The sequence below is a fragment of the Streptomyces sp. NBC_01198 genome (genome assembly GCF_036010485.1).
Classification (GTDB): Bacteria; Actinomycetota; Actinomycetes; order Streptomycetales; family Streptomycetaceae; genus Actinacidiphila.
In genome coordinates, this window is sequence record NZ_CP108568.1 from 6119096 (window position 1) to 6144059 (window position 24964).

22 protein-coding genes are annotated in these 24964 nt (G+C 71.0%); 16 read left to right on the forward strand and 6 right to left on the reverse strand.

Going from position 1 to position 24964, the window contains the following annotated elements; genetic code table 11:
* Positions 1-23: 23 nt before the first annotated feature.
* The 9 genes from ftsW to OG702_RS27280 all read left to right on the forward strand — a co-directional run bounded on the left by ftsW (position 24) and on the right by OG702_RS27280 (position 8625).
* The gene (ftsW, locus tag OG702_RS27240; RefSeq protein ID WP_327291584.1) at positions 24-1337 is read left to right on the forward strand and encodes a putative lipid II flippase FtsW; all 1314 of its coding nucleotides are present in this window, start codon (positions 24-26) and stop codon (positions 1335-1337) included.
* Between the two features lie 6 nt (positions 1338-1343).
* Positions 1344-2438 (forward strand): undecaprenyldiphospho-muramoylpentapeptide beta-N-acetylglucosaminyltransferase, encoded by a 1095-nt coding sequence (murG, locus tag OG702_RS27245; protein WP_327291585.1) that lies wholly within the window; start codon positions 1344-1346, stop codon positions 2436-2438.
* A gap of 36 nt (positions 2439-2474) precedes the next feature.
* Positions 2475-3293 (forward strand): cell division protein FtsQ/DivIB, encoded by an 819-nt coding sequence (locus OG702_RS27250; protein WP_327291586.1) that lies wholly within the window; start codon positions 2475-2477, stop codon positions 3291-3293.
* A 262-nt stretch (positions 3294-3555) separates the two neighbouring features.
* Positions 3556-4779, forward strand: coding sequence for a cell division protein FtsZ (gene ftsZ, locus OG702_RS27255; RefSeq protein WP_327291587.1), 1224 nt, complete (start codon positions 3556-3558; stop codon positions 4777-4779).
* Positions 4780-4789: 10 nt separating this feature from the next.
* Positions 4790-5527, forward strand: coding sequence for a peptidoglycan editing factor PgeF (gene pgeF, locus OG702_RS27260; protein WP_327291588.1), 738 nt, complete (start codon positions 4790-4792; stop codon positions 5525-5527).
* Positions 5524-6273, forward strand: coding sequence for a YggS family pyridoxal phosphate-dependent enzyme (locus OG702_RS27265; RefSeq protein WP_327291589.1), 750 nt, complete (start codon positions 5524-5526; stop codon positions 6271-6273). Before pgeF ends, OG702_RS27265 begins: the two co-directional genes overlap by 4 nt.
* Positions 6274-6367: 94 nt before the next feature.
* A complete protein-coding gene (locus OG702_RS27270; RefSeq protein WP_327293390.1) occupies positions 6368-6985 on the forward strand; it encodes a cell division protein SepF in 618 nt (205 codons plus the stop codon).
* A gap of 58 nt (positions 6986-7043) precedes the next feature.
* A complete protein-coding gene (locus OG702_RS27275) occupies positions 7044-7331 on the forward strand; it encodes a YggT family protein (RefSeq protein ID WP_073497265.1) in 288 nt (95 codons plus the stop codon).
* 46 nt (positions 7332-7377) lie between these two features.
* Positions 7378-8625 (forward strand): DivIVA domain-containing protein, encoded by a 1248-nt coding sequence (locus OG702_RS27280; RefSeq protein WP_327291590.1) that lies wholly within the window; start codon positions 7378-7380, stop codon positions 8623-8625.
* A 243-nt stretch (positions 8626-8868) separates the two neighbouring features.
* Here OG702_RS27280 and ileS read toward each other — a convergent pair whose 3' ends face one another.
* On the reverse strand, positions 8869-12015 hold the full coding sequence (gene ileS, locus OG702_RS27285; RefSeq protein WP_327291591.1) for an isoleucine--tRNA ligase: 3147 nt from the start codon (positions 12013-12015) through the stop codon (positions 8869-8871).
* 574 nt (positions 12016-12589) lie between these two features.
* On the opposite strand from ileS, the gene OG702_RS27290 reads away from it, so the two are divergent.
* The 5 genes from OG702_RS27290 to OG702_RS27310 all read left to right on the forward strand — a co-directional run bounded on the left by OG702_RS27290 (position 12590) and on the right by OG702_RS27310 (position 17276).
* Entirely contained in the window at positions 12590-13471 is an 882-nt protein-coding gene (locus OG702_RS27290) for a TraR/DksA family transcriptional regulator (RefSeq protein WP_327291592.1), read from the forward strand.
* 76 nt (positions 13472-13547) lie between these two features.
* Positions 13548-14159 (forward strand): signal peptidase II, encoded by a 612-nt coding sequence (gene lspA / locus OG702_RS27295; RefSeq protein WP_327291593.1) that lies wholly within the window; start codon positions 13548-13550, stop codon positions 14157-14159.
* A gap of 50 nt (positions 14160-14209) precedes the next feature.
* Entirely contained in the window at positions 14210-15151 is a 942-nt protein-coding gene (locus OG702_RS27300) for an RluA family pseudouridine synthase (RefSeq protein ID WP_327291594.1), read from the forward strand.
* A 47-nt stretch (positions 15152-15198) separates the two neighbouring features.
* Entirely contained in the window at positions 15199-15612 is a 414-nt protein-coding gene (locus OG702_RS27305; protein WP_327293391.1) for a GNAT family N-acetyltransferase, read from the forward strand.
* 74 nt (positions 15613-15686) lie between these two features.
* Entirely contained in the window at positions 15687-17276 is a 1590-nt protein-coding gene (locus OG702_RS27310; RefSeq protein WP_327291595.1) for a Na+/H+ antiporter, read from the forward strand.
* Positions 17277-17294: 18 nt separating this feature from the next.
* Here the strand turns inward: OG702_RS27310 and OG702_RS27315 are convergent, their stop codons facing one another.
* Positions 17295-18332, reverse strand: coding sequence for a mechanosensitive ion channel family protein (locus OG702_RS27315; RefSeq protein ID WP_327293392.1), 1038 nt, complete (start codon positions 18330-18332; stop codon positions 17295-17297).
* Positions 18333-18358: 26 nt separating this feature from the next.
* Between OG702_RS27315 and OG702_RS27320 the strand changes: the two genes are divergently transcribed.
* Complete coding sequence (locus OG702_RS27320; protein WP_327291596.1) at positions 18359-18967, forward strand: dienelactone hydrolase family protein; 609 nt, start codon at positions 18359-18361, stop codon at positions 18965-18967.
* A 27-nt stretch (positions 18968-18994) separates the two neighbouring features.
* On the opposite strand, the gene OG702_RS27325 is transcribed toward OG702_RS27320, so the two are convergent.
* The 3 genes from OG702_RS27325 to OG702_RS27335 all read right to left on the reverse strand — a co-directional run bounded on the left by OG702_RS27325 (position 18995) and on the right by OG702_RS27335 (position 20864).
* Complete coding sequence (locus tag OG702_RS27325; RefSeq protein ID WP_327291597.1) at positions 18995-19804, reverse strand: thioredoxin domain-containing protein; 810 nt, start codon at positions 19802-19804, stop codon at positions 18995-18997.
* Between the two features lie 54 nt (positions 19805-19858).
* Entirely contained in the window at positions 19859-20551 is a 693-nt protein-coding gene (locus OG702_RS27330; RefSeq protein WP_327291598.1) for a hypothetical protein, read from the reverse strand.
* A gap of 82 nt (positions 20552-20633) precedes the next feature.
* Positions 20634-20864: a hypothetical protein gene (locus OG702_RS27335; protein ID WP_327293496.1), complete on the reverse strand. Its 231-nt coding sequence runs from the start codon at positions 20862-20864 to the stop codon at positions 20634-20636.
* Between OG702_RS27335 and dnaE the strand changes: the two genes are divergently transcribed.
* Entirely contained in the window at positions 20841-24395 is a 3555-nt protein-coding gene (gene dnaE / locus OG702_RS27340) for a DNA polymerase III subunit alpha (RefSeq protein WP_327291599.1), read from the forward strand. The genes OG702_RS27335 and dnaE overlap by 24 nt on opposite strands.
* Before the next feature lie 129 nt (positions 24396-24524).
* On the opposite strand, the gene OG702_RS27345 is transcribed toward dnaE, so the two are convergent.
* Positions 24525-24704, reverse strand: coding sequence for a hypothetical protein (locus tag OG702_RS27345; RefSeq protein ID WP_327291600.1), 180 nt, complete (start codon positions 24702-24704; stop codon positions 24525-24527).
* Positions 24705-24964: the final 260 nt, after the last annotated feature.

A 24964-nucleotide genomic window follows, 5' to 3' on the forward strand; every position in this document is an offset into this window, starting at 1 on the left:
CACCGCACCGACGGAGGGGACGCATGACGGCACACGGCTCCACCCCGCGCGGCGCCGCACGCCCCGCCAGGGCGCCCAGCGCCCTGCGCGGGGCCGCCCGGCTGCCCGGCAGGCTGCGGGAGGCCTGGGACCGGCCGCTGACGGCGTACTACGTGATCCTCGGCGGCAGCCTGCTGATCACCGTGCTCGGCCTGGTGATGGTCTACTCGGCGTCGATGATCCAGGCGCTGCGCTACGGGCTCCCGTCCACGTACTACTTCCGCAAGCAGCTGCTCGCGGTCGCGCTCGGCTCGGTGCTGCTCTACGCCGCCGCCAGGATGCCGGTCAGGCTGCACCGGGCGCTGGCGTATCCGCTGCTGCTGGGCTCGGTCTTCCTGATGTGCCTGGTGCAGGTGCCCGGGATAGGGCAGTCGGTCCACGGCAACACCAACTGGATCTCCGTGGGCGGCCCCTTCCAGCTGCAGCCCAGCGAGTTCGGCAAGCTCGCGCTGGTGCTGTGGGGCGCCGACCTGCTGGCCCGCAAGGGCGACAAGGGCCTGCTGGTGCAGTGGAAGCACCTGCTGGTGCCGCTCATCCCGGTCACCGTGCTGCTGCTCGGACTCATCATGCTCGGCGGCGACATGGGCACCACGGTGATCCTGACCGCGATCCTCTTCGGCATGCTGTGGCTGGCCGGCGCGCCGACCCGGCTGTTCGCCGGCGTGCTGGGCGGCGCCTCCGTGCTGGCCGGGCTCGCCATCGTCACCAGCCCCAACCGGATGGACCGGCTGCACTGCATCGCCGCCTCCGACCCCGACAACGGCTGCTGGCAGGCCGTGCACGGGATCTACGCCCTCGCCTCGGGCGGCTGGTTCGGCTCAGGACTCGGGGCGAGCGTGGAGAAATGGGGCGAACTCCCGGAGCCGCACACCGACTTCATCTTCGCCGTGACCGGGGAGGAACTGGGCCTGGCGGGGACGCTGTCGGTACTCGCCCTCTTCGCGGCACTAGGCTACGCGGGTATCCGCGTGGCCGGTCGTACGGAGGACCCCTTCGTCAGGTTCGCAGCGGGTGGCGTGACCACCTGGATCACGGCCCAGGCCGTGATCAACATCGGTGCGGTGCTCGGCCTGCTGCCGATCGCCGGGGTCCCGCTCCCGCTGTTCTCCTACGGAGGTTCAGCCCTGCTGCCGACCATGTTCGCGATCGGGCTGCTGATCTCCTTCGCCAGGAGCGAGCCGGCGGCACGAGCCGCGCTGGCCGTGCGGGGGCGGCGGAGCGGGCGTAAACCCCCGACCCGGGCAATGACACGGACGATGCGACGGTACGTCACCCGACGGCCGTCCGGAGAGCGGTGAATTTCGGTGCATGTCGTACTCGCCGGTGGGGGGACCGCCGGCCACATCGAGCCTGCGCTCGCGCTCGCCGATGCCCTGCGCAGGCAGGACCCGACCGTGGGCATCACCGCCCTCGGCACCGAGAAGGGCCTGGAGACCAGGCTGGTGCCGGAGCGCGGCTATGAACTGGCGCTGATCCCGGCTGTTCCGCTGCCGCGCAGGCCCACCCCCGAACTGATCACCGTTCCCGGGCGGCTGCGCGGCACCATCAAGGCCGCCGAGCAGGTCCTTGAGCGCACCAAGGCCGACTGCGTGGTCGGCTTCGGCGGCTACGTGGCGCTGCCCGGCTACCTGGCCGCCAAGCGGCTCGGCGTGCCGATCGTGGTGCACGAGGCCAACGCCCGCCCCGGCCTCGCCAACAAGATCGGCTCGCGGTACGCGCACGCCGTCGCCGTCTCCACCCCGGACAGCAAGCTGCGCGACTCGCGCTACATCGGCATCCCGCTGCGCCGCTCCATCGCCACCCTGGACCGCGCCGCGGCCCGCCCGGAGGCCAGGCACGCCTTCGGCCTGGACCAGAACCTGCCGACCCTGCTGGTCTCCGGCGGTTCGCAGGGCGCCCGCCGGCTCAACGAGGTGATCGCCGCGGTCGCCCCCAGGCTGCAGCAGTCCGGGGTGCAGATCCTGCACGCGGTGGGCCCGAAGAACGAACTGCCCAGGGCCGACAACATGCCGGGCATGCCGCCGTACCGCCCGGTGCCCTACGTCGACCGGATGGATCTCGCCTACGCGGCCGCCGACATGATGCTGTGCCGGGCCGGCGCCATGACCGTGGCGGAACTGTCCGCGGTCGGGCTGCCCGCCGCCTACGTCCCGCTGCCGATCGGCAACGGCGAACAGCGGCTCAACGCGCAGCCGGTGGTCAAGGCCGGCGGCGGTCTGCTGGTGGACGACGCGGAGCTGACCCCGGAGTGGGTGCTCGGCAACGTGCTGCCGGTGCTCACCGACCCGCACCGCCTCTACGACATGTCCCGCGCCGCCGCCGAGTTCGGCCGCCGCGACGCGGACGACCTGCTCGTCGGCATGGTGTACGAGGCGGTGGCCGCCCGCCGGGCACGATAGACACCCCGCCGGGGCGTCAACACACGGGAGGCCGACGTGACAGGACCGGGAGCCGGTACCGGAGCCAGACCCGCCGAACGCGGCGGCGACCGTACGCGGGTACCGCCCGTCGCGCCCCGGCCGCCCGGCGCCGGCCGCCCGCGGCTGACACCGCAGGCCCGGCGCGCGCTGCTGATCGCCCTGGTCGCGCTCACCGTGCTGCTGGGCGGCGGCACCTGGGCGGTCTACGGGTCCTCGTGGCTGCGGGCCGACCGGGTCGCGGTCACCGGCGCCGACGTGCTGACCCCGCGGCAGATCCAGCGGGCCGCCGCCGTACCCCTCGGCGGCCCGCTGGTCTCGGTCGACACCGGCGCGGTCAGGAAACGGCTGCTCAAGGTGCTGCCCCGGCTGCGCGACGCCCAGGTGCACCGCTCCTGGCCGCACACGATCCGGGTGGAGGTCAGCGAACGCACGCCGTCCGCGATCCTGAAAAGTGGCGGGAAGTTCACCGAAGTCGACAAGGAAGGTGTCAGGTTCGCCACCGTCGATCAGCCGCCGCACGGAGTGCCGCTGGTGCAATTGACACCCGATCAGACAGCGAGCTTTCGGCATTTCGGAACAAAGAGACTTCTGCAGGCCGCGATTACCGTCGCGGGACGGCTGCCGGAATCGCTGACCGGCCGGGCGACCGCGATCCGGGTACGTTCCTACGACGCGATCACCGTCGAACTCACCAGCGGACGGGACGTGATGTGGGGCAGCCAGGAGGACTGCGCCCGCAAGGCGGCGGTGCTCACCGCGCTGATGAAAGCCGAGCCGCACGCCACGCACTACGACGTCAGCGCCCCCACCGCCCCTGCGGCTTCCGGAAGTTGACGTGTGCGGGACGCCCGGTTCGGTAGTATTCGACCCCTGGCTCACCGAGCGCCCGCGTGATCACATAGGGTCAAAAGAAAAACGGGAGGTTCGGCGTGTTCGTTGAACCATCACCGCTTGTCGACTTAGTGTCTCGTCCCAAAGGAACACATGGGACAGGCATACTGGTAACCCTAAACCTGAGGGTCAGGGTTCGGAACGGCCCCGGCGAGCGTACCGACCGTCCCACACGATTCGTAAATCGAGGCGAGAGGCCTTCGACGTGGCAGCACCGCAGAACTACCTCGCAGTCATCAAGGTCGTCGGCATCGGCGGCGGTGGCGTCAACGCCATCAACCGGATGATCGAGGTCGGTCTCAAGGGCGTCGAGTTCATCGCGATCAACACCGATGCGCAGGCCCTGCTGATGAGCGACGCCGACGTCAAGCTCGACGTCGGCCGGGAGCTGACCCGGGGACTCGGCGCCGGCGCGAACCCCGACGTCGGCCGCAAGGCCGCCGAGGACCACCGCGAGGAGATCGAAGAGGTGCTCAAGGGCGCCGACATGGTCTTCGTCACCGCGGGAGAGGGCGGCGGCACCGGCACCGGCGGCGCCCCCGTGGTCGCCAACATCGCCCGCTCGCTGGGCGCCCTGACCATCGGGGTGGTCACCCGCCCCTTCACCTTCGAGGGCCGCCGCCGCGCCAACCAGGCCGAGGACGGCATCGCCGGGCTGCGCGAGAACGTCGACACCCTGATCGTCATCCCCAACGACCGTCTGCTGTCCATCTCGGACCGCCAGGTCAGCGTGCTCGACGCCTTCCGCTCCGCCGACCAGGTGCTGCTGTCCGGCGTGCAGGGCATCACCGACCTGATCACCACCCCCGGCCTGATCAACCTGGACTTCGCCGACGTGAAGTCCGTGATGTCGGAAGCGGGTTCCGCCCTCATGGGCATCGGCTCGGCCCGCGGCGACGACCGGGCCGTCGCCGCCGCGGAGATGGCGATCTCCTCGCCGCTGCTCGAAGCGTCCATCGACGGGGCGCGCGGAGTGCTGCTGTCCATCTCCGGCGGCTCCGACCTCGGGCTGTTCGAGATCAACGAGGCGGCCCAGCTGGTCAGCGAGGCCGCGCACCCCGAGGCCAACATCATCTTCGGCGCGGTCATCGACGACGCGCTCGGCGACGAGGTCCGGGTCACCGTCATCGCGGCCGGCTTCGACGGCGGGCAGCCGCCCACCAAGGGCAGCCGCGACAAGGTGCTGAACTCGCCCTACGCCGCCAGTGACAGCGGCTCGGCAAGCACGGGCGCGGGCCGCCCGGTCGAACCGCCGCGTCCGGCACCCTCCTTCGGCGGCCTGGGCAGCGTCCCGGCGCCCGGCGAGCGGGAGCCGGAGCCGGTTGCCGAGGCCCCGGCCACCCCGGCCACCCCGCCGGTGGTACCGCCGGCCCGGCCGTATCAGGACAGCGCGGCGGAAGAGCTCGACGTCCCCGACTTCCTGAAGTGATCGCCAGGTCGTGATAGGACACCGCATTTCAGCGAACGGCGCGCACTTCGCCTTCACCGACCGGTGGGGCGGGGTGAGCGCCGTTCCGTACGACAGCCTCAACCTCGGCGGCGCGGTCGGCGACGATCCCGCCGCCGTCCGCGGCAACCGCGAGCTGTCCGCCCGCGCGCTCGGCCGCGACCCGGGCCGGGTGGTCTGGATGAACCAGGTGCACGGCCGCGACGTCGCCGTCGTGCACGAACCGTGGGGCGACGCCCCCGCGCCGGACGTCGACGCCGTCGTCACCACCCGCGGCGACCTGACCCTCGGGGTGCTCACCGCGGACTGCGTCCCGGTGCTGCTCGCCGACCCGGTGGCGAGGGTGGCCGCCGCCGCGCACGCCGGACGGCCCGGGATGGTCGCCGGTATCGCCACCGCCGTAATTGAGACGATGATCACACAGGGCGCCGATCCGGCCGCCACAACGGCCGTCCTCGGCCCGTCGGTTTGCGGTAAATGCTACGAAGTGCCCGCGTCGCTCCGCGACGAGGTCGCGGCGGTCGAACCGGCGGCGTACGCCGAGACGAGTTGGGGCACGCCGGCGGTCGATGTGGCCGCCGGGGTGCGCGCCCAACTGCTGCGCGCCGGGGTGCGGGCGGTCGAGGGCCCGGTGGTGTGCACCCGGGAATCCGCCGACCATTTCTCCTACCGCCGCGACCGGGTCACCGGCCGACTGGCCGGCTACGTATGGCTGGACGGCAGCGCATGAGCAGCACGGAAGCGACCGGCGCGGCGGACGGCGGACGCGGCGGGCAGCTCGCGGCGAATCTCGCCCGGGTCGAGCAGCGGATCGCCGACGCCTGCCTGGCCGCGGGCCGGGACCGCAAGGAGGTGACCCTCATCGTGGTCACCAAGACCTACCCGGCGAGCGACGTCCGGCTGCTGTCGGGACTGGGCGTGCGCGAGGTCGCCGAGAACCGCGACCAGGACGCCGCGGCCAAGGCAGCCGAGACCGCCGACCTGCCGCTGAGCTGGCACTTCGTGGGCCAGCTGCAGACCAACAAGGCCCGCTCGGTGGTCGGTTACGCTGATCATGTGCACTCCGTCGACCGGCTCAGGCTGGTCACCGCCCTGTCCTCGGCGGCCACCGCCGCCCAGCGGCAGGTGGGTTGCCTGGTCCAGGTCGCGCTGGACGCGGAGGCGGGGGACCGCGGGGAGCGCGGCGGGGTGGCACCCGGCGCGGTGTTCGAACTGGCAGACGCCCTCGCGGCGGCTCCGGGGCTGCGGCTCGACGGGCTGATGACGGTGGCGCCGCTGGCCGGCGCGTACGCCGGCCAACCCCGCGCGGCCTTCGACCGGTTGATGGAAATCTCATCCCGCCTGCGCCAAACGCATCCGGCTGCCACCATGGTCTCGGCAGGGATGAGCCAGGACCTCGACGAAGCGGTGACGGCCGGAGCGACACATGTACGCGTCGGAACGGCGGTACTCGGAGTCCGTCCCGGGCTCCGGTAACGTCACCAAACAAGTCGGACCACAGCATAAATATGGTGTGGCGGCCGTCCCCGAGGCGGCCGAGGACCGCAACCCCGCTGAGAGGACGCAGAGCATGGCCGGCGCGATGCGCAAGATGGCGGTCTACCTCGGCCTCGTGGAGGACGACGGATACGACGGCCCGGGCTTCGACCCGGATGACGAGTTCGAGCCGGAGATGGCAGCGCCGCCGGCGCGGGCCGTCACCGAGCAGGAGCGCGTCCCCCGCCGCCCGCACAGCCAGCACGTGCCACCGAGCCAGCACCAGCCACAGCAGGACGAGCCGCCCCGGCTCGTGCACGCCCCGGCACCCCGCGAACCGCGGATCGCCCCCGTGGCATCCATCACACCCGAACGTCACAGCCTGGAGAAGAACGCAGCGGTGATCATGCCCAAGGTCGTGTCAGAACGCGAGCCGTACCGGATCACGACACTCCACCCCCGGACCTACAACGAAGCCCGTACGATCGGGGAACACTTCCGCGAAGGCACCCCGGTGATCATGAACTTGACGGAGATGGACGACACGGATGCGAAGCGGCTTGTCGACTTCGCAGCCGGTCTGGTCTTCGGCCTCCATGGGAGCATCGAGCGGGTGACGCAGAAGGTCTTTCTGCTGTCGCCTGCTAACGTCGATGTCACGGCGGAGGACAAGGCCCGGATCGCCGAGGGCGGGTTCTTCAACCAGAGCTGAGCGATCGCAACCGTAGGGACCGGCCAACTGGCCGACGAGCAGGGGAGAGGGAAGCGCGATGAGTGTCGCACTCCAGGTGCTGTACATCGCGTTGTACTGCTTCCTCTTTGTGCTGATTTTCCGATTGGTGATGGATTACGTCTTCCAGTTCGCCCGTTCATGGCACCCTGGGAAGCCGATGGTGGTGGTCCTGGAGGGCACCTACACTGTCACCGATCCGCCACTCAAGCTTCTGCGGCGGTTCATCCCGCCGCTGCGCCTCGGGGGCGTGGCGCTCGACCTGTCCTTCTTCGTATTGATGATCATCGTTTACATCCTGATCTACGTTGTTGGGAGCTTCATGTGAACGGTGCAAGCTCCCGATATGTCGACGATCACGTTGAGGTGAAGAGATGCCGTTGACCCCCGAGGACGTTCGGAACAAGCAGTTCACGACCGTCCGCCTCCGAGAGGGCTATGACGAGGATGAGGTCGACGCCTTCCTCGACGAGGTGGAGTCGGAGCTGACCCGACTGCTCCGCGAGAACGAGGACCTGCGGGCCAAGCTGGCCGCAGCCACTCGTGCCGCCGCCCAGAACCAGCAGGGCATGCGCAAACCGGAACCGCAGGACCGACCGGTCCCCGCGGCCATATCCGGACCGCAGCCCGTGCAGCAGCAGATGCCGCAGCAGATGGGCCCGCCGCAGCAGCAGGGCGGTATGCAGCAGGGCGGTATGCAGCAGGGCGGCATGCCGCAACTGCCGCCCGGCCCCAGCTCGCAGCAGCACGGTCCCGGCCCCGGGCAGCATCCGATGCAGCAGCAGGGACCTGGCCCGATGGGGCAGCATCCGATGCAGCAGCAGGGTCCCGGCCCGATGGGGCAGCATCCGATGCAGCAGCAGGGTCCCGGCCCGATGGGGCAGCACCCCATGCAGCAGCAGGGGCACCCGATGCAGCAGCAGGGTCCCGGTGGCGACAGCGCCGCCCGGGTGCTCTCGCTCGCCCAGCAGACCGCCGACCAGGCCATCGCCGAGGCGCGTTCCGAGGCCAACAAGATCGTCGGCGAGGCCCGCAGCCGCGCCGAGGGTCTGGAGCGGGACGCCCGCGCCAAGGCCGACGCGTTGGAGCGGGACGCCCAGGAGAAGCACCGCGTAGCGATGGGCTCGCTGGAGTCCGCCCGCGCCACGCTGGAGCGCAAGGTCGAGGACCTGCGCGGCTTCGAGCGGGAGTACCGCACGCGGCTGAAGTCCTACCTGGAGTCCCAGCTGCGCCAGCTGGAGAACCAGGCGGACGACTCGCTCGCCCCGCCGCGCACCTCCCCGCCCGCGCCGTCCCTGCCGTCCCCGTCGCCGATGGGCGGCAGCATGGGGGGCAGCTCCATGGGCAACGGCTCGATGGGGAACGGCTCGATGAGCAACGGCATGAGCGGGATGGCTCCCGCCGGGGCAGGCGCCATGGGCCACAACGCCTCGGCGCCCTCCTACGGCGGCGGCCAGGGCATGGGGGGCCACACCCCCGGCCCGACGTACGGCGGCCAGCAGCAGATGTCCCCCGCGATGACCCAGCCGATGGCGCCGGTCCGCCCGCAGGGCGGCCCCTCGCCGCTCCAGCAGGCCCCGACGCCGATGCGCGGCTTCCTCATCGACGAGGACGACAACTAGCCGCCCGCGGCGCGCTTTTCAGGGCCGGGCCTCCCGGGGATCTTCCCCCGGCGAGGCCCGGCCCTTTTGCGCGCCCAGCGCGCGAGCGCTTCAGGGGCGCGGGGAGCTGCGCGCTCAGCCGACCACTGGCCGGTGGTCCGGTACGGACCCGACAGCCCGTTCGGGCCGGTGACGACCCGCGCCCCGGTGGGGCGCGGGTCGCGCAGTTCCCCGCCCCCCTGGTGGGCGCCGCCCGGCGCCGACCTAGGGCTTGCGGAGGTGGAAGGTCAGGGCGAGAGGCGCGTCGGTGAAGGCGGGGCCGAAGCCGTCGGAGGGTGCGCCCTCGGAGAACTCGACGGCCAGGACCTCCTCGGCGATCAGCCCGGCGTGCGCGCGCAGCGCCTCGGCCAGGTCGGAGCGCTCCGTGCGCCAGCGGACCGCGATCCGGTCGGCGACGTCGAATCCGCTGTTCTTCCTGGCCTCCTGGACCAGCCTGATCACGTCCCTGGCGAGTCCCGCGAGCCGCAGCTCCGGGGTGATCTCCAGGTCGAGGGCGACCGTGGCGCCGGAGTCGGAGGCCACCGACCAGCCCTCGCGCGGGGTTTCGGTGACGATGACCTCGTCCGGGCCGAGCGCGACCCCGGCGCCGTCCACCACCACCGTGGTGCTGCCGCGCTCCCGCAGGTCCGCGGACAGGGCGGCCGCGTCGGCCGCGGCGACCGCAGCGGCCACCGCCTGGACGCCCTTGCCGAACCGCTTGCCCAGCACCCGGAAGTTCGCCTTCGCGCTGGCGTCGACCAGGGAGCCGCCCACCTCGGACAGCCCGGCGAGCGAGGAGACGTTCAGCTCCTCGGCGATCTGCGCCCGCAGTTCGGGCGACAGGTCCTCGAAGCCGGCGGCGGCGACCAGCGCCCGCGACAGCGGCTGCCTGGTCTTCACCCCGGACTCCGCCCGGGTCGCCCGGCCCAGCTCCACCAGCCGCCGCACCAGTTGCATGCGGGCGGGCAGCGCGGGGTCGATCCGTGACAGGTCGGCCTGCGGCCAGGACGCCAGGTGCACGGAGTCCGGCACGCCCGGCACCACCGGCACCACCAGGTCCTGCCACACCCGTTCGGTGATGAACGGCACCAGCGGTGCCATCAGCCGGGTCACCGTCTCGACCACGTCGTGCAGGGTGCGCAGCGCCGCCGCGTCGCCCTGCCAGAAGCGGCGCCGAGACCGGCGCACGTACCAGTTGGACAGGTCGTCCACGAAGGCCGACAGCAGCTTGCCGGCCCGCTGGGTGTCGAACGACTCCAGCGCGTCGGTGACGTCGCGCACCAGGATGTTCAGCTCGCCGACCAGCCAGCGGTCGAGCAGCGGCCGGTCCTCGACCGCCGGGTCGGCCGCGGAGGGCGCCCAGCCGGACGTGCGGGCGTACAGCGCCTGGAAGGCCACCGTGTTCCAGTAGGTGAGCAGGGTCTTGCGCACCACCTCCTGGATGGTGCCGTGCCCGACCCTGCGGGCCGCCCACGGGGAGCCGCCGGCCGCCATGAACCAGCGCACCGCGTCGGCGCCGTGCTGGTCCATCAGCGGGATCGGCTCCAGGGTGTTGCCCAGGTGCTTGGACATCTTGCGGCCGTCCTCGGCCAGGATGTGGCCCAGGCAGACCACGTTCTCGTACGCGGACCGGTCGAAGACCAGCGTGCCGACCGCCATCAGCGTGTAGAACCAGCCGCGGGTCTGGTCGATCGCCTCGGAGATGAACTGCGCCGGATACGTCCGCTCGAAGACGTCCTTGTTCTGGAACGGGTATCCCCACTGGGCGAACGGCATCGAACCCGAGTCGTACCAGGCGTCGATGACCTCGGGCACCCGGGTCGCGGTGCCACCGCAGGTGCCGCACGCGAAGGTCACCGCGTCGACGTACGGCCGGTGCGGGTCGAGCCCCGACTGGTCGGTGCCGGTCAGCTCGGTCAGCTCGGCCAGCGAGCCGACGCAGGTCAGATGCTCCTGCTCGCAGCGCCAGATCGGCAGCGGGGTGCCCCAGTACCGGCTGCGGGACAGCGCCCAGTCGACGTTGTTGTCCAGCCAGTCGCCGAAGCGGCCGGTCTTGACCGACTCCGGGTACCAGTTGGTCCGCTCGTTCTCCCGCAGCATCGCGTCCTTGACCGCGGTGGTCCTGATGTACCAGGACGGCTGCGCGTAGTAGAGCAGCGCGGTGTGGCAGCGCCAGCAGTGCGGATAGCTGTGCTCGTACGGCACGTGCCGGAACAGCCGCCCGGTGGACCGCAGCTCGGCGACCAGCGCCTCGTCGGCCTTCTTGAAGAACACCCCGCCGACCAGCGGCACGTCGGGCTCGAAGGTGCCGTCCCTGCGCACCGGGTTGACCACCGGCAGGCCGTACGCGCGGCACGCCTTGAGGTCGTCCTCGCCGAAGGCGGGGGACTGGTGCACCAGGCCCGTGCCGTCCTCGGTGGTCACGTACTCGGCGTTCAGCACGAAGTGCGCGTCGGGGATGTCGACCAGGTCGAAGGGCCGGTCGTACGTCCAGCGCTCCATCTCCCGCCCGGTGTAGCGCTGCCCGGTCGCGGTCCAGCCCTCGCCCAGCGCCTTGCCGAGCAGCGGCTCGGCGACGACCAGCCGCTCGCTGCCGTCGGTGGCGACGACGTAGCTGACGTCGGGGTGCGCGGCGACCGCGGTGTTGGACACCAGCGTCCACGGGGTCGTCGTCCACACCAGCAGCGACGCGGCGCCCGCCAGCGGCCCGGAGGTGAGCGGGAAGCGGACGTAGACCGAGGGGTCGACCACCGTCTCGTAGCCTTGCGCCAGCTCGTGGTCCGACAGGCCGGTCTGGTCGCGTGGGCACCAGGGGGAGACCCGGTAGTCCTGCACGAGCAGGCCCTTGCCGAAGATCTGCTTGAGCGACCACCACACCGACTCCACGTACTCCGGGTCCATGGTGCGGTACGCGTTGTCCAGGTCGACCCAGTAGCCCATCCGGGTCGTCAGCTCGGCGAAGGCGTCGGTGTGCCGGGTCACCGAGGCGCGGCACTTCGCGTTGAACTCCGCGATGCCGTAATCCTCGATGTCCTGCTTGCCGGTGAAGCCCAGCTCCTTCTCCACCGCCAGCTCGACCGGCAGGCCGTGGCAGTCCCAGCCGGCCTTGCGGGTCACATGGTGGCCCTGCATCGTCTTGAAGCGCGGGAAGACGTCCTTGAAGACCCGGGCCTCGATGTGGTGGGCGCCGGGCATACCGTTGGCGGTGGGCGGGCCCTCGTAGAAGACCCAGTCGGGCAGGCCGCGCGTCTGCTCGACCGAGCGGGCGAACGTCTTGCGCTCGTCCCACAGCGCCAGCACCTCGTGTTCGAGGGCGGGCAGGTCGACCTGCGCGGGCACCTGGCGATACTGCGGCTGGCTGTTCGGGCTCATCGGGGACTTCCTCCGGCGGACACTGGGACAGACTCCGTCGAAGGGACGAGGACGCCGACGCGCCGGCGCTCCCGCGGTACCACCCTTCTTGGCGGTGGAGGACTTCCCACCGCCCCCTCATTGGGGTCAGCGATGCCGGTTCTACTCGCCCGAGGGCTTTCTTCCGACGGCTCCGGGCTGATCTTCACCCCGCGCACACCCCCGGGCTTCCACCGTCCCCAGGTCGCTCATGGCTGCGTGCGGCGCTACTGGTCCCATCCACGCCGGTTCGCTGCCGCTCAGTGTACGGCGGCGGGAGGAGGTGCGTCGCCGCGGTTTCGCGCCGCCGCGGCGGGTGGGCCGGCTGAGCCGAATGGCCTGCTCCGCGCGCCGTGGCGGCGCTCGTCACGCATCGTTACGGCCAGGTACCGGAATACCCGGCGGTCAGCTGGGCACAACGGATGCAGACCGGTCCGCCCCGCCTTTTCCCGGGCGGCCGGGTCGGCCAGCCAGTGCCCCGTTGCCGCAGGTCCGGAGCGGACGGCCCGCTCCGGGTGCGATCCGCGCACAGGATCACAGAGGTGAAGGGGTCGCGGTGGTCGTGAAGAAGTCGGCGGAGCAGCCTCCGGCCGGGGACGGGCCCGACCCGGCCGCCGGGGGTACGGCCGCCGGGTCGCACCAACCTCCCGCCCCCCAGAAGAAGACGGCCGCCAGGGCCCGGAAGTCCGCCGCGGCGGGACGTACGCCCGGCAAGAAGGCGGCGGCCAAATCGGCCGCTCCGGGGAAAGCGGCGGCAAGTGCCGCGGCTTCCGCGGCGGAGCCGCCCGCCGTGGGTAAGAAGAAGGCCGCGGGCAAGAAGACCGCAGGCAAGAAGGCCGCGGTCAGGCGGGCCGCCTCGGGCAAGGGTGCGGAAGGGGCGGGGCAGCAGGCCGCGGGCGGGACGGCTGCGGATGAGGGGAAAGCGGCGGGCGCGGAGCCCGCCGGTCAGGATGGGTCCATGACGGGAGCTGGCACTGTGGGTGTGGAGAAGACGGCGGCCGGTACGGCCGCGAGCGGCGTGCCCGCGGCACGCGGGGCCGCCGGCGCCGAGGCGCTTGCGGTGCTGCCGGGGGAGGACCCCTGGACCGCGGAGGAGGCCGAGGAGGCGAGAGCCGAGCTGGTCTCCGAGGTCGAGCGGCTCAAGGCGGAGATCGCCTCCTCCGAGGCGGCCGTCGCGGGGATGCTCCGCGACTCCGCCGACAGCGGCGGCGACGAGGCCGACACCGGGTCGAAGAACATCAACCGGGAGTCCGAGCTGGCGCTCGCCGCGAACACCCGCGACATGCTGGTGCAGGCCGAGCACGCGCTGCAGCGGCTCGACGAGGGCACGTACGGGCTGTGCGAGGTGTGCGGCAACCCGATCGGCAAGGCCAGGATGCAGGCCTTCCCGCGGGCGACGCTGTGCCTGGACGACAAGCAGCGCCAGGAGCGCCGATGACCCCTTCCCGGGGTGTGCCGTACCCTCGTCACCAGGCGGGCGACGGAGCACACACGGGCTGAGGGCTGAGGACCACGTGACGGAAGCGGAGCGCATCATCATCACGCCGGACGACGACGCCGCGGGCGGGGCCGGGGAGTCGGTGCGGTCCGCTGCGTCCGCTGAACCCGAGGCGTCCGGGGCCGACGAGGCCGCGTCCCGGCGCAGGCGCCGCGTCACCGTGCTGATCGGTGTCGCGGCCTTCGCGTACCTGCTCGACCTGCTGTCGAAGATCTGGGTGGTCACCAGCCTGGAGAACCACGCGCCCATCACCGTCTTCGGCCACTACCTGCGGCTGGACGCGATCAGGAACGCGGGGGCGGCCTTCGGGCTCGGGCAGGGCATGACGATCATCTTCACGGTGATCGCGGTCGGCGTGATCGTGATGATCGCCCGGCTGTCCCGCCGCCTCTACAGCGTGCCGTGGGCGATCGCCCTGGGCCTGCTGCTGGGCGGCGCCTTCGGGAACCTCACGGACAGGGTCTTCCGCGCCCCCGGCGGCTTCCAGGGCCGCGTGGTCGACTTCGTCGCCCCGGCCCACTTCGCCGTCTTCAACCTCGCCGACTCGGCGATCACCTGCGGCGGCGTGCTGATCGTCCTGCTCTCCTTCCGCGGCATCGAACCCGACGGCACCCACCACCGCGACTGACGGGAGCCGGGTGGAGAAGGGACCCCCGGAGGGTCCGGCATACTCGTCGGGTGAGTACCGTTCCGGAAGTCCGCTCTCTGCCCGTGCCCGACGGCCTCGAAGGCGAGCGGGTCGACGCCGCCCTGGCCCGTATGTTCGGCTTCTCCCGCACCAAGGCCGCGGAGCTGGCCGCCGGCGGGAAGGTGTCGCTGGACGGGTCGGTCGCGGGCAAGTCGGAGCGGGTCCGCGGCGGTGCGTGGCTGGAGGTCGAGATGCCCGCGGCCGCGACCCCGGTGCGTATCGTCGCCGAGCCCGTCGAGGGCATGGAGATCGTCCACGACGACGACGACATCGTGGTCATCGTCAAGCCGGTCGGTGTCGCCGCCCACCCCAGCCCCGGCTGGACCGGGACCACCGTGATCGGCGGCCTGGCCGCGGCGGGCTACCGCATCTCCACCTCGGGCGCCGCGGAGCGCCAGGGCATCGTGCACCGGCTCGACGTGGGCACGTCGGGCCTGATGGTGGTGGCCAAGTCGGAGCGCGCCTACACCCGGCTCAAGCAGCAGTTCCGTGACCGGGTGGTGGACAAGCGCTACCACGCCCTGGTCCAGGGCCACCCGGACCCGATGAGCGGGACCATCGACGCCCCGATCGGCCGGCACCCCACCCACGACTACAAGTGGGCGGTCACCGCCGAGGGCAAGCCGTCGGTGACGCACTACGACCTCATCGAGGCGTTCCGCTCCGCGAGCCTGCTGGACATCAAGCTGGAGACCGGCCGTACGCACCAGATCCGGGTGCACATGTCCGCCCACCGCCACCCGTGCGTCGGCGACCTCACCTACGGCGCCGACCCGACGATGGCCAAGCGGCTCGGCCTGACCCGCCAGTGGCTGCACGCCAAGCGGCTGGGCTTCGAGCACCCGGCGGACGGCGAGTGGGTGGAGTTCGAGAGCGGCTACCCCGACGACCTCCAGCGCGCGCTCGAGGTCGTACGGGCGGACAGCCGGTGATCACCGACCACGGCGTCCTGGTGGTCGCGGCGGACGACGCCGAGGCGATGGTCGCGGTGCGCGCGATCCGGCACGAGGTCTTCGTGGTGGAGCAGAACGTACCGCCCGAGCTGGAATGGGACGGCAAGGACGGCAGGGCCGTGCACCTGCTGGCGCCGGGGGCCGGCACCGGGCGGCTGCTGCTGGGCGCGGACGCGGCCGCCAAGAACGGCGGCGACCCGGAGCTCGCGGTGCTCGGCAGGCTCGCGGTGGTCACGCCCGCCCGGGGGAGGGGCGTGGGCGCCCGGCTGGTGCGGGCGCTGGAGGACGAGGCCGCCCGGCTCGGGCTGGCCGGCGTCTACCTGGAGGCCCAGGTCCACGCCCTCGGCTTCTACCGCAAGCTCGGCTACACCCCCTTCGGGCCGGAGTTCCAGGACGCCGGCATCGCCCATCGCGCCATGCGCCGCACCTGGCGGCAGTAGGGCGCGGGCGCCGCGCGCCGCCCGGTGCGGCGCGCCCCACCTCCGTGCCGCCACCGCGTGGCACGCTGACGGGCGTGGATCAGCTCGCCCTGTTCTTCTCGCTCATGCTCGCGGCCGTCGTGACGGTGCCGCTCGGGGACCGTACTGGCCTTCCGTCGCCGGTCCTGATGACGCTGCTCGGCGGGGTGCTCGCGCTGATCCCGCAGGTCCCGAACGTGCGGATCGACCCGGATCTGATCCTCCCGCTGGTGCTGCCGCCGCTGCTGTACGCCGCCGTGCAGCGCACCTCCTGGCGGCAGTTCGCGGTGAACCGGCGGGCGATCTTCCTGCTCGCGGTGGCGCTGGTCTTCGTCACCACCGCGGCCGTCGCCGCGGTCGTGGACGCGGTGGTGCCCGGCATCACCCTGGCCGCCGCCTTCACGCTGGGCGCGCTGGTGGCGCCGCCGGACCCGGTGGCGGCGACCGCGGTGGCCGGGGCGCTGGGCCTGCCGCGCCGGATGATCTCCATCCTGGAGGGCGAGGGGCTGTTCAACGACGTCACCGCGATCGTGATCTACCACGTGGCGGTCGCCGCGGCGGTGTCCGGGCACTTCTCGCTGCCGCACGCCGTGCTGGAACTGGTGCTGTCCGCGGTGGTCGCGGTCGCCGTCGGCCTGGTTCTCGGCTGGGGCGCCAACAAGCTGATGGGAATCGTCGGCGACCCGACGCTGCAGATCGGCCTGTCCCTGCTGGTGCCCTTCGTGTCCTACGCCCTCGCCGAGGAGTTCGCAGGCTCCGGCGTCCTCGCGGTCCTCACCAGCGCGCTCTTCCTGGCGGAACACGCGCTGTCCGCCGACGACGTGACCGCGCGGCTGGCCGGCACCACCTTCTGGGAGATCGTCGACACCCTGGTGACGGGGATCGCGTTCGGGCTGATCGGCCTCGAACTGCACCACGTGTTCAGCGTCGGCGCGGGCAACTGGGGGCCGATGACCCGGCACGCGGCGCTGGTGGTGGTCGTGGTGGTCGGCGTACGGCTGCTCTACCTGCTGCCGGCCGCCTGGATCGCGCGGAAGCTGCACAAGCTGCGGGACATGGACGAGGACATCCCGATGACCTGGCGGGAGACCGTCATCATGTGGTGGTCGGGGATGCGCGGGGTGGCGTCGGTCGCGCTGGCGCTGGCCATCCCGCTCAGCACCCACCACGACGGGCCCTTCCCGGCCCGCGCCGAACTGCTTTTCATCGCCTTCGCGGTGGTGCTCGCCACCCTGGTCGTGCAGGGCCTGACCCTGCCCTGGCTGGTCGGACGGCTGGGGGTGAGCAGCGACATCGACGCCGAGCACGCCCTGGAACACGCGCTCGCGGTGCGGGCGATGGCCGCGGCCCGCAGCAGGCTCAAGGAGATCGAGCAGAGCGAGCCCATCGACGAGGACCTCTCGGAGATGCTGCACCGCAGGGCCTTCGACCTGGGCGCCCGGATCTCGCCCGACATCGTGGACGAGGAGCGCCGCGAGTCGCATGCCCGCCGGGTCAAGCGGGTCAGGGCGCTGCGCCGCATCCAGGACGACATGATGTCCGCCGCCCGCCACGAGGTGCTTGCGGCCCGCAGCGAACCGGGCAACGACCCGGAGGTGGTCGACCGCGTGCTGCGGCATCTCGACCTGCGCTCGATACGGGGCTGACCGGCCCCGGCGGTACGGTCAGGCGGCGCCCGGCGCAGGGGTGGTGCTCACCCGCGGCAGCGCGTAGGGGTGCTCGCGGCGCAGCCATTCGATCAGCTGCTCGCGCACCAGGCAGCGCAGGTTGAAGACGTCGTCGGCGTCCTTGGCGGTGAGCAGGGCCCGCAACTGGACGGTGGTGGGAGTGGTGTCGATCACCACCAGGCCCCACGCCCGGCGGTCCCACTCCTGCGTCTGTTCGAGCACCTCGTACAGCTGCTTGCGCATCGCGTCGACCGGCACCGCGTGGTCCAGGTGGAAGAAGACCGTGCCGGTCATCCGCGCGTCGCCCCGCGACCAGTTCTCGAACGGCCTGCTGGTGAAGTACGACACCGGCATGGTGATCCGCCGCTCGTCCCAGGTGCGCACGCTCAGATACGTCAGGGTGATCTCCTCGACCGTCCCCCACTCGCCGTCCACCACCACGGTGTCGCCGATCCGCACCATGTCGCCGAAGGCGATCTGCAGCCCGGCGAAGAGGTTGCCCAAGGTGGCCTGCGCGGCCACACCGGCGACGATGCCGATGATGCCGGCCGAGGCGAGCATCGACGCCCCGACGGTGCGCATCGCCGGGAAGCTGAACAGCATCGAGGCGACCGCGATCACCCCGACGATCGCGGTGAACACCCGCTGGATCAGCGTCGACTGGGTCCGCAGCCGGCGGATCTTCGCCACGTCCCGGGAGACCGCGGCGTAGCGCGCGTAGGAGGAGTCGGTCACGGCGGTCGCGACCCGGACAAGCAGCCAGGCGGCGGCGCCGATCAGCACCAGGGTCAGGGTCTGCCCGACGGCCGCGGAGTGCCCGGTCCCGACGTGCGCGGCCCGGTAGGCGCCGCGCAGCACGGCGGTGCACATCCCCACCTGCAACGGCAGCCGGCAGCGGCGCAGCAGGTGCCATAGCGGGGTCTCCGGGTGCCGCGCGTCGGCCGCGCGCAACGCTCTGTCGACGACCACGCCCACGGCGAGGGTGAGAGCGAGCGCCACTCCCACCACCAGTAGCGGCCGCAACGCGCCTTCCATGGTCACCTCTCAGGTCCGACGTCCCAATGGCACCATGGACGCGTACCCGACCTGCCGGAGGAAACCCTGTGACGATCGTCCTGTTCCACTCCATGTACGGCCTGCGACCGGCCGTGCACGCGGCCGCCGACCGGCTGCGGGCCGCCGGGCACGAGGTGATCGTGCCCGACCTCTACGACGGCAGGACCGCCGCCGACGCGGAGGAGGGGATGCGTGTCAAGGACGAGATCGGCAAGGACGAGCTGCTGCGCCGCGCGGTCGCCGCGGCGGCGCCGCTGTCCGACCAGGGCCTGGTCTACGCCGGGTTCTCGCTCGGCGGCTCGGTCGCGCAGAATCTGGCGCTAGGCGACGAGCGCGCCCGCGGGCTGCTGCTCCTGCACGGCACGTCTGACATCGCCGACGACGCGGCGACCGACATCCCGGTGCAGCTGCATGTCGCCGACCCCGACCCGTTCGAGCCGGACGACTGGCTGAACGCCTGGTATCTGGGGATGCGCAAGGCCGGCGCGGAGGTGGAGGTGCACCGCTACCGGGGCGCCGGCCACCTGTTCACCGACCCCGACCTGCCCGACTACGACGCCGAGGCCGCGGAGCGCACCTGGGCGATCGCGCTGGACTTCCTCCGGGAGCTGTAGCCCGCCGGAGGAAGCCGCGCGCGCCGGCTACTTCTTCAGCTGGGCCGCGAAGGCGGCCGTCACCTGGTCGGCGGTCAGCCCGGGGACCTTCACCTGGGTGCCGTTGACCAGGACGAAGGGAGTGCCGCCATGCACCACGTCCTGCGGCGCGGTGTCGTAGGTGTGGCTCATGGCCAGCGCCCACCGGTCGAAGGTGCCCTTCTTGACCGCGTCGGAGAACTTGGCGTTGCCCTTGAGGGCGGGTACCTTCTGCGCCAGCGAGATCAGCTTGTCGGCGCTGTTGAACTCGTCCTTCTTCTCGTCCGGGTGCACGTCCTTGGAGTACAGCAGCTTGTGGTACTGCTCGAAGGCGTCCACGGACACGTTCAGGGCCGCGCCGACCGCGCTGAGCGCCTTCTTGGAGCCCGAGCCGCCCTGCACGTCGTCCAGGAAGGTGGCGAAGGTGTAGTTGATCTGGTATTTGCCGTCCTTGGCACCCTGGAGCACCGCGTCGCCCGCCGCCTGCTCGTAGCTGGCGCAGATCGGGCAGCGCAGGTCCTCGTACTCCTTGACGATGTTCTTGTTCTTCGGGTCGCCGACGATGATCGTGGTGCCGTCGGTGCCCGTGGTGTTGGCCGGCTTGACCAGGGTGTTGTTGGCGGCGTCCGACCAGTAGCTGGGCTTGTTCATCTCGTTGACGGCGAAGGCGACGCCGCCCGCTATCGCCAGCAGGGCCACGACGCCGCCGCCGACCAGCAGCTGCCGGCGGACCTTGGCCTTCTTGGCCTCCTTCTCGCGCTGGGCGCGCAGCCGCTCGCGGGCGGCTTCCTTGCTGGCCTTGCTGTTGCGGTTGCTCATGACGGATCTCCGTGAATACGCGTGGTGGGTGTGGGGTGTGTGCCGGTCCTGCGGTCAGGCGCTGACCTGGACGGGCGGACCACGGCGTACGACGGCATGGTGCAGCCGGTGGGCGCCCGGCCTCGAGACCCGGTCGCGGGTGGCGGGGCGGGTGCGGGGCGGCACCGCGGTGAGCACGCTGCGGATGGCGGCAGCGGCGAACAGCAGCGGGCGGAAGGCGGCCAGCGCCACCGACCGTACGGCCAGGTGCAGGGCGGCCTCGCCGCGCCGCAGCCACCAGGCGGCCAGCAGGCCCACGGACACGTGCACGGCAAGCAGCAGCCACGGCAGGGCGCTGGACGGCAGCCGGGCGGCCGCGTCGGCGCCTCCCGGCACTGCGGCGAGCGGGGTGTCGGGAGCGGGGCCGACGTGTCCGTTGTGGCACAGGAAGGCCTCGTTGAACGACCGCCACGGACCGGTCACCGGGCCGCCGAAAGCGCCGTAACAGGCCTGCTGGCCGGTGGTCAGGAGGGTGTCGACGGCAAGTTCAAGCGGCACCATCAGGCCGGCCAGCGTCCAGAAGCCGGCCTCCGGGCGGGCGGTGGCCAGATACACCAGCGCGAAGACCGCGGCGAAGGCCCCGGCCACCGCGGGCAGCGGCAGCGGGGCCTTGGCCATCAGGACGTGCGAGGTCGAGGAGAGCGTGACGCACAACGCGGCGAAGAGGGCGGCACGCAGTGCCCTCAGCCGCGGTCGTATCGCCTCCATGGCGACAGAGTGTGCCACGCGTACCTGTATGTGTGACCTAAGAGTGGATAACGGATGTGGTACACGAGGCGGCGGGGACCGCTTACAGGCCCGGAATCCGGCCGTTGCGGAACAGGTCCACGAAGATCCGGTGGTCGGAGCGGACCCGGTCGCCGTAGGAGTGGGCGAACCGCTCGCCGCCCGCTCGCCGCCGGGTTGCGACCCGCGGTGTCGTACCCGGGTCGTAGACTTCCCGACGCCGCCAGACAACCCGTTCCGATGGCCCGTTCTCGCCGGAGGTGTCGCCGCCTTGACCGATCAGCCCTTCACTCACCTGCACGTCCACACCCAGTATTCGCTGCTGGACGGAGCCGCGAGACTGAAGGACATGTTCAAGGCGTGCAACGAGATGGGGATGAGCCATGTGGCCATCACCGATCACGGCAATCTGCACGGCGCCTACGACTTCTTCCACCAGGCCGAGGCCGCCGGAGTGACCCCGGTGATGGGCATCGAGGCGTATCTGGCCCCCGAGTCGCGGCGGTACAACAAGCCGGTCAAGTGGGGCGCCCCGCACCAGAAGGGCGACGACGTGTCCGGCGCGGGCGCGTATACGCACATGACCATCTGGGCCCGTGACCAGGTCGGCCTGCACAACCTGTTCCGTGCCCAGTCGCGCGCGTCCTTCGAGGGCTACTTCCGCAAGCCCCGGATGGACCGCGAACTGCTCAGCGAGTACGCCGAGGGCCTGATGGGCACCACCGGCTGCCCCTCGGGCGAGGTCTCCACCCGGATCAGGCTGGGACAGATGGACGAGGCGATCAAGGCCGCGTCCGACTACCAGGACATCTTCGGCAAGGAGAACTTCTTCGTCGAGATCATGGACCACGGCATCGACATCGACCGCAGGGCCAGGGACGGCCTGATGGAGATCTCGAAGAAGCTCAAGGCGCCGTTCGTGGTCACCAACGACTCGCACTACACCTACGCGGGGGAGTCGTCCGCGCACGACACCCTGCTGTGCATCCAGACCGGCTCCAACATGTCGGACCCGGGCCGCTTCAAGTTCGACGGCTCCGGGTACTACCTCAAGTCCGCCGCCGAGATGTACGCGATCGACTCCTCCGACGCCTGGCAGGAGGGCTGCCGCAACAGCCAGCTGCTGATCGCCGACCGGGTCGACACCAAGGGCATGTTCCAGTTCAGGAACCTGATGCCGAAGTTCGACGTGCCCGACGGCTACTCCGAGGTCACCTGGTTCCGCGAGGAGGTCGCCCGCGGCATGGGCCGCCGCTTCCCCGGCGGCATCCCCGAGGACCGGCAGAAGCTCGCCGACTACGAGATGGACACCATCGTCCAGATGGGCTTTCCCGGGTACTTCCTGGTGGTCGCCGACTTCATCATGTGGGCGAAGAACAACGGCATCGCGGTCGGCCCTGGCCGCGGCTCCGCGGCCGGCTCGATCGTCGCCTACGCGATGGGCATCACCGACCTCGACCCGGTCCCGCACGGGCTGATCTTCGAGCGGTTCCTGAACCCCGAGCGCGTGTCCATGCCCGATGTCGACATCGACTTCGACGAGCGCAGGCGCGGCGAGGTCATCCGGTACGTGACCGAGAAGTACGGCTCGGACAAGGTCGCGCAGATCGCCACCTACGGCACCATCAAGGCCAAGGCCGCGATCAAGGACTCGGCCCGCGTGCTGGGGTATCCGTTCTCGATGGGCGACCGGATCACCAAGGCGATGCCCGCCGACGTCCTGGGCAAGGGCATCCCGCTGTCCGGGATCACCGACAAGGACCACCCCCGCTACAGCGAGGCGGGCGAGGTCCGGGCGATGTACGAGAACGAGCCGGACGTCACCAAGGTGATCGACTCGGCCAAGGGCATCGAGGGCCTGGTCCGGCAGATGGGCGTGCACGCCGCCGGTGTGATCATGTCCGCCGAGCCGCTGATCGACCACGTGCCGATCTTCTCGCCGAAGAACGACGGCGCCGTCGTGACGCAGTGGGACTACCCGAGCTGCGAGTCGCTCGGCCTGCTCAAGATGGACTTCCTCGGCCTGCGCAACCTGACGATCATGGATGACGCGGTCAAGTCGATCAAGGCCAACAAGGGCATCGACATCGACCTGCTCGCGCTGCCGCTGGACGACCCCGACACCTACGCCCTGCTGGGCCGCGGCGACACCCTGGGCGTCTTCCAGTTCGACGGCGGGCCCATGCGCGCCCTGCTGCGGATGATGAAGCCCGACAACTTCGAGGACATCTCCGCCGTCTCGGCCCTCTACCGGCCGGGCCCGATGGGCATGAACTCGCACATCAACTACGCCCTGCGCAAGAACAAGCAGCAGGAGATCACCCCGATCCACAAGGAGCTGGAAGAGCCGCTCCGCGAGGTGCTCGAAGTCACCTACGGCCTGATCGTCTACCAGGAGCAGGTGCAGAAGGCCGCCCAGGTGCTGGCCGGGTACTCGCTGGGCCAGGCCGACCTGCTGCGCCGGGCGATGGGCAAGAAGAAGAAAGAGGTCCTGGACAAGGAGTTCATCCCCTTCCAGGCCGGCATGCGCGAGCGCGGCTACTCCGACCAGGCCATCCAGGCGGTCTGGGACGTGCTGGTGCCCTTCGCGGGATACGCCTTCAACAAGGCGCACTCCGCCGCGTACGGCCTGGTGTCGTACTGGACGGCCTACCTCAAGGCGAACTACCCGGCCGAGTACATGGCGGGTCTGCTGACGTCGGTGAAGGACGACAAGGACAAGATGGCGCTCTATCTCAACGAGTGCCGCCGGATGGGCATCAAGGTGCTGCCCCCGGACGTGAACGAGTCCAACGCCAACTTCACCCCGCGCGGCGACGACACGATCGTCTTCGGCCTCACCGCGGTCCGCAACGTCGGGCAGAACGTGGTGGACTCCGTCGTCAGGTGCCGCAAGTCCAAGGGCCGTTACGCGAACTTCCCGGACTTCCTGGACAAGGTCGAGGTCGTGGTCTGCAACAAGCGGACCGTCGAGTCGCTGATCAAGGCGGGCGCCTTCGACACCATGCAGCACACCAGGCGCGGCCTGACCGAGCACTTCGAGACGATGATCGACAACGTGGTGCAGGTCAAGCGCAAGGAGGCCGAGGGGCAGTTCGACCTCTTCGGCGGCATGGGCGAGGCCGACGCGGACGACGGGCCCGCCTTCGGCATGGACGTGGTCTTCTCCGACATCGAGTGGGACAAGACCTATCTGCTCGCCCAGGAGCGCGAGATGCTCGGGCTGTACGTCTCCGACCACCCGCTGTTCGGCATCGAGCACATCCTCGGCGACAAGACCGACGCCGCCATCGCCGCCCTGGCCGGCGACTACCAGGACGGTGCGATCGTCACCATCGGCGGCATCATCTCCGGGCTGCAGCGCAAGATGACCAAGCAGGGCAACGCCTGGGCCATCGCCACCGTCGAGGATCTGGCCGGCTCGGTCGACTGCATGTTCTTCCCCGCGACCTACCAGCTGGTGTCCACCCAGCTGATGGAGGACGCGGTGGTCTTCGTCAAGGGACGGCTGGACAAGCGCGAGGACATCCCGCGGCTGGTCGCCATGGAGTTGATGGTCCCCGACCTGACCGACGTCGGCACCAACGCGCCGGTGAGCATCTCCATCCCGACCGTCAAGGTCACCCCGCCGCTGGTGGCCAGGCTCGGCGAGGTGCTGGCCAGCCACAAGGGCAACACCGAGGTAAGGGTGCGGCTGCAGGGCGCCAGGTCCACCACGGTGCTGCGCCTCGACCGGCACCGGGTGAGCGCTGATCCCTCGCTGTTCGGCGACCTCAAGGCGCTGCTGGGCCCGGCCTGCCTGGGCGCGGGCCAGCAGGCGGGCTGACTTCAGGACAATCCGACCGGCCGGCCCCGGTGGCCACCGGCCGGTACGACAAGCGCGGGGGCGCCCCCGAAGGGGCACCCCCGCTCAAGCCGTGCTCTGAGCTGTGCCGCACCGCAGGTGCGGCACAGCTCAGTTGTGGCCGAACCGCTTCTGCTGCTTGTGCGACACCGGCGTGCTCGCGGGCATCATGCGCTCCTCGGACTGGCCGCGGTCGCGGTCCTGCTCCTGGCCCTCCGGGGCGGAGTTGCGCTGCGGGTCCTGGTGCTGCTCGGACCGGCGGTTCTGGTTCTGGTTCCGGTTCTTCGCCACTGTCGTGCCTTCCTGATGAGGGGATGTCGGCCGAACGGCCTGCCACCCTGCGGGCTTGGCGCCCCGGGGGCTTCGTGGCCGAGCGGCCGCCATCAGATTTGCACGGGAGTACGAAGCGCGCATTTCGGGCAGTTGGTGGGGTAGGAGTGGCAGAAATGGACCGACCGCCACGCCGAAGATCGTGTTCGAGCTCATAACGCCCCGGCATTCGGGCAGACTCGGGGAAACCTGGGGGCATTCAGGGCCGAGGGGGCGACCGG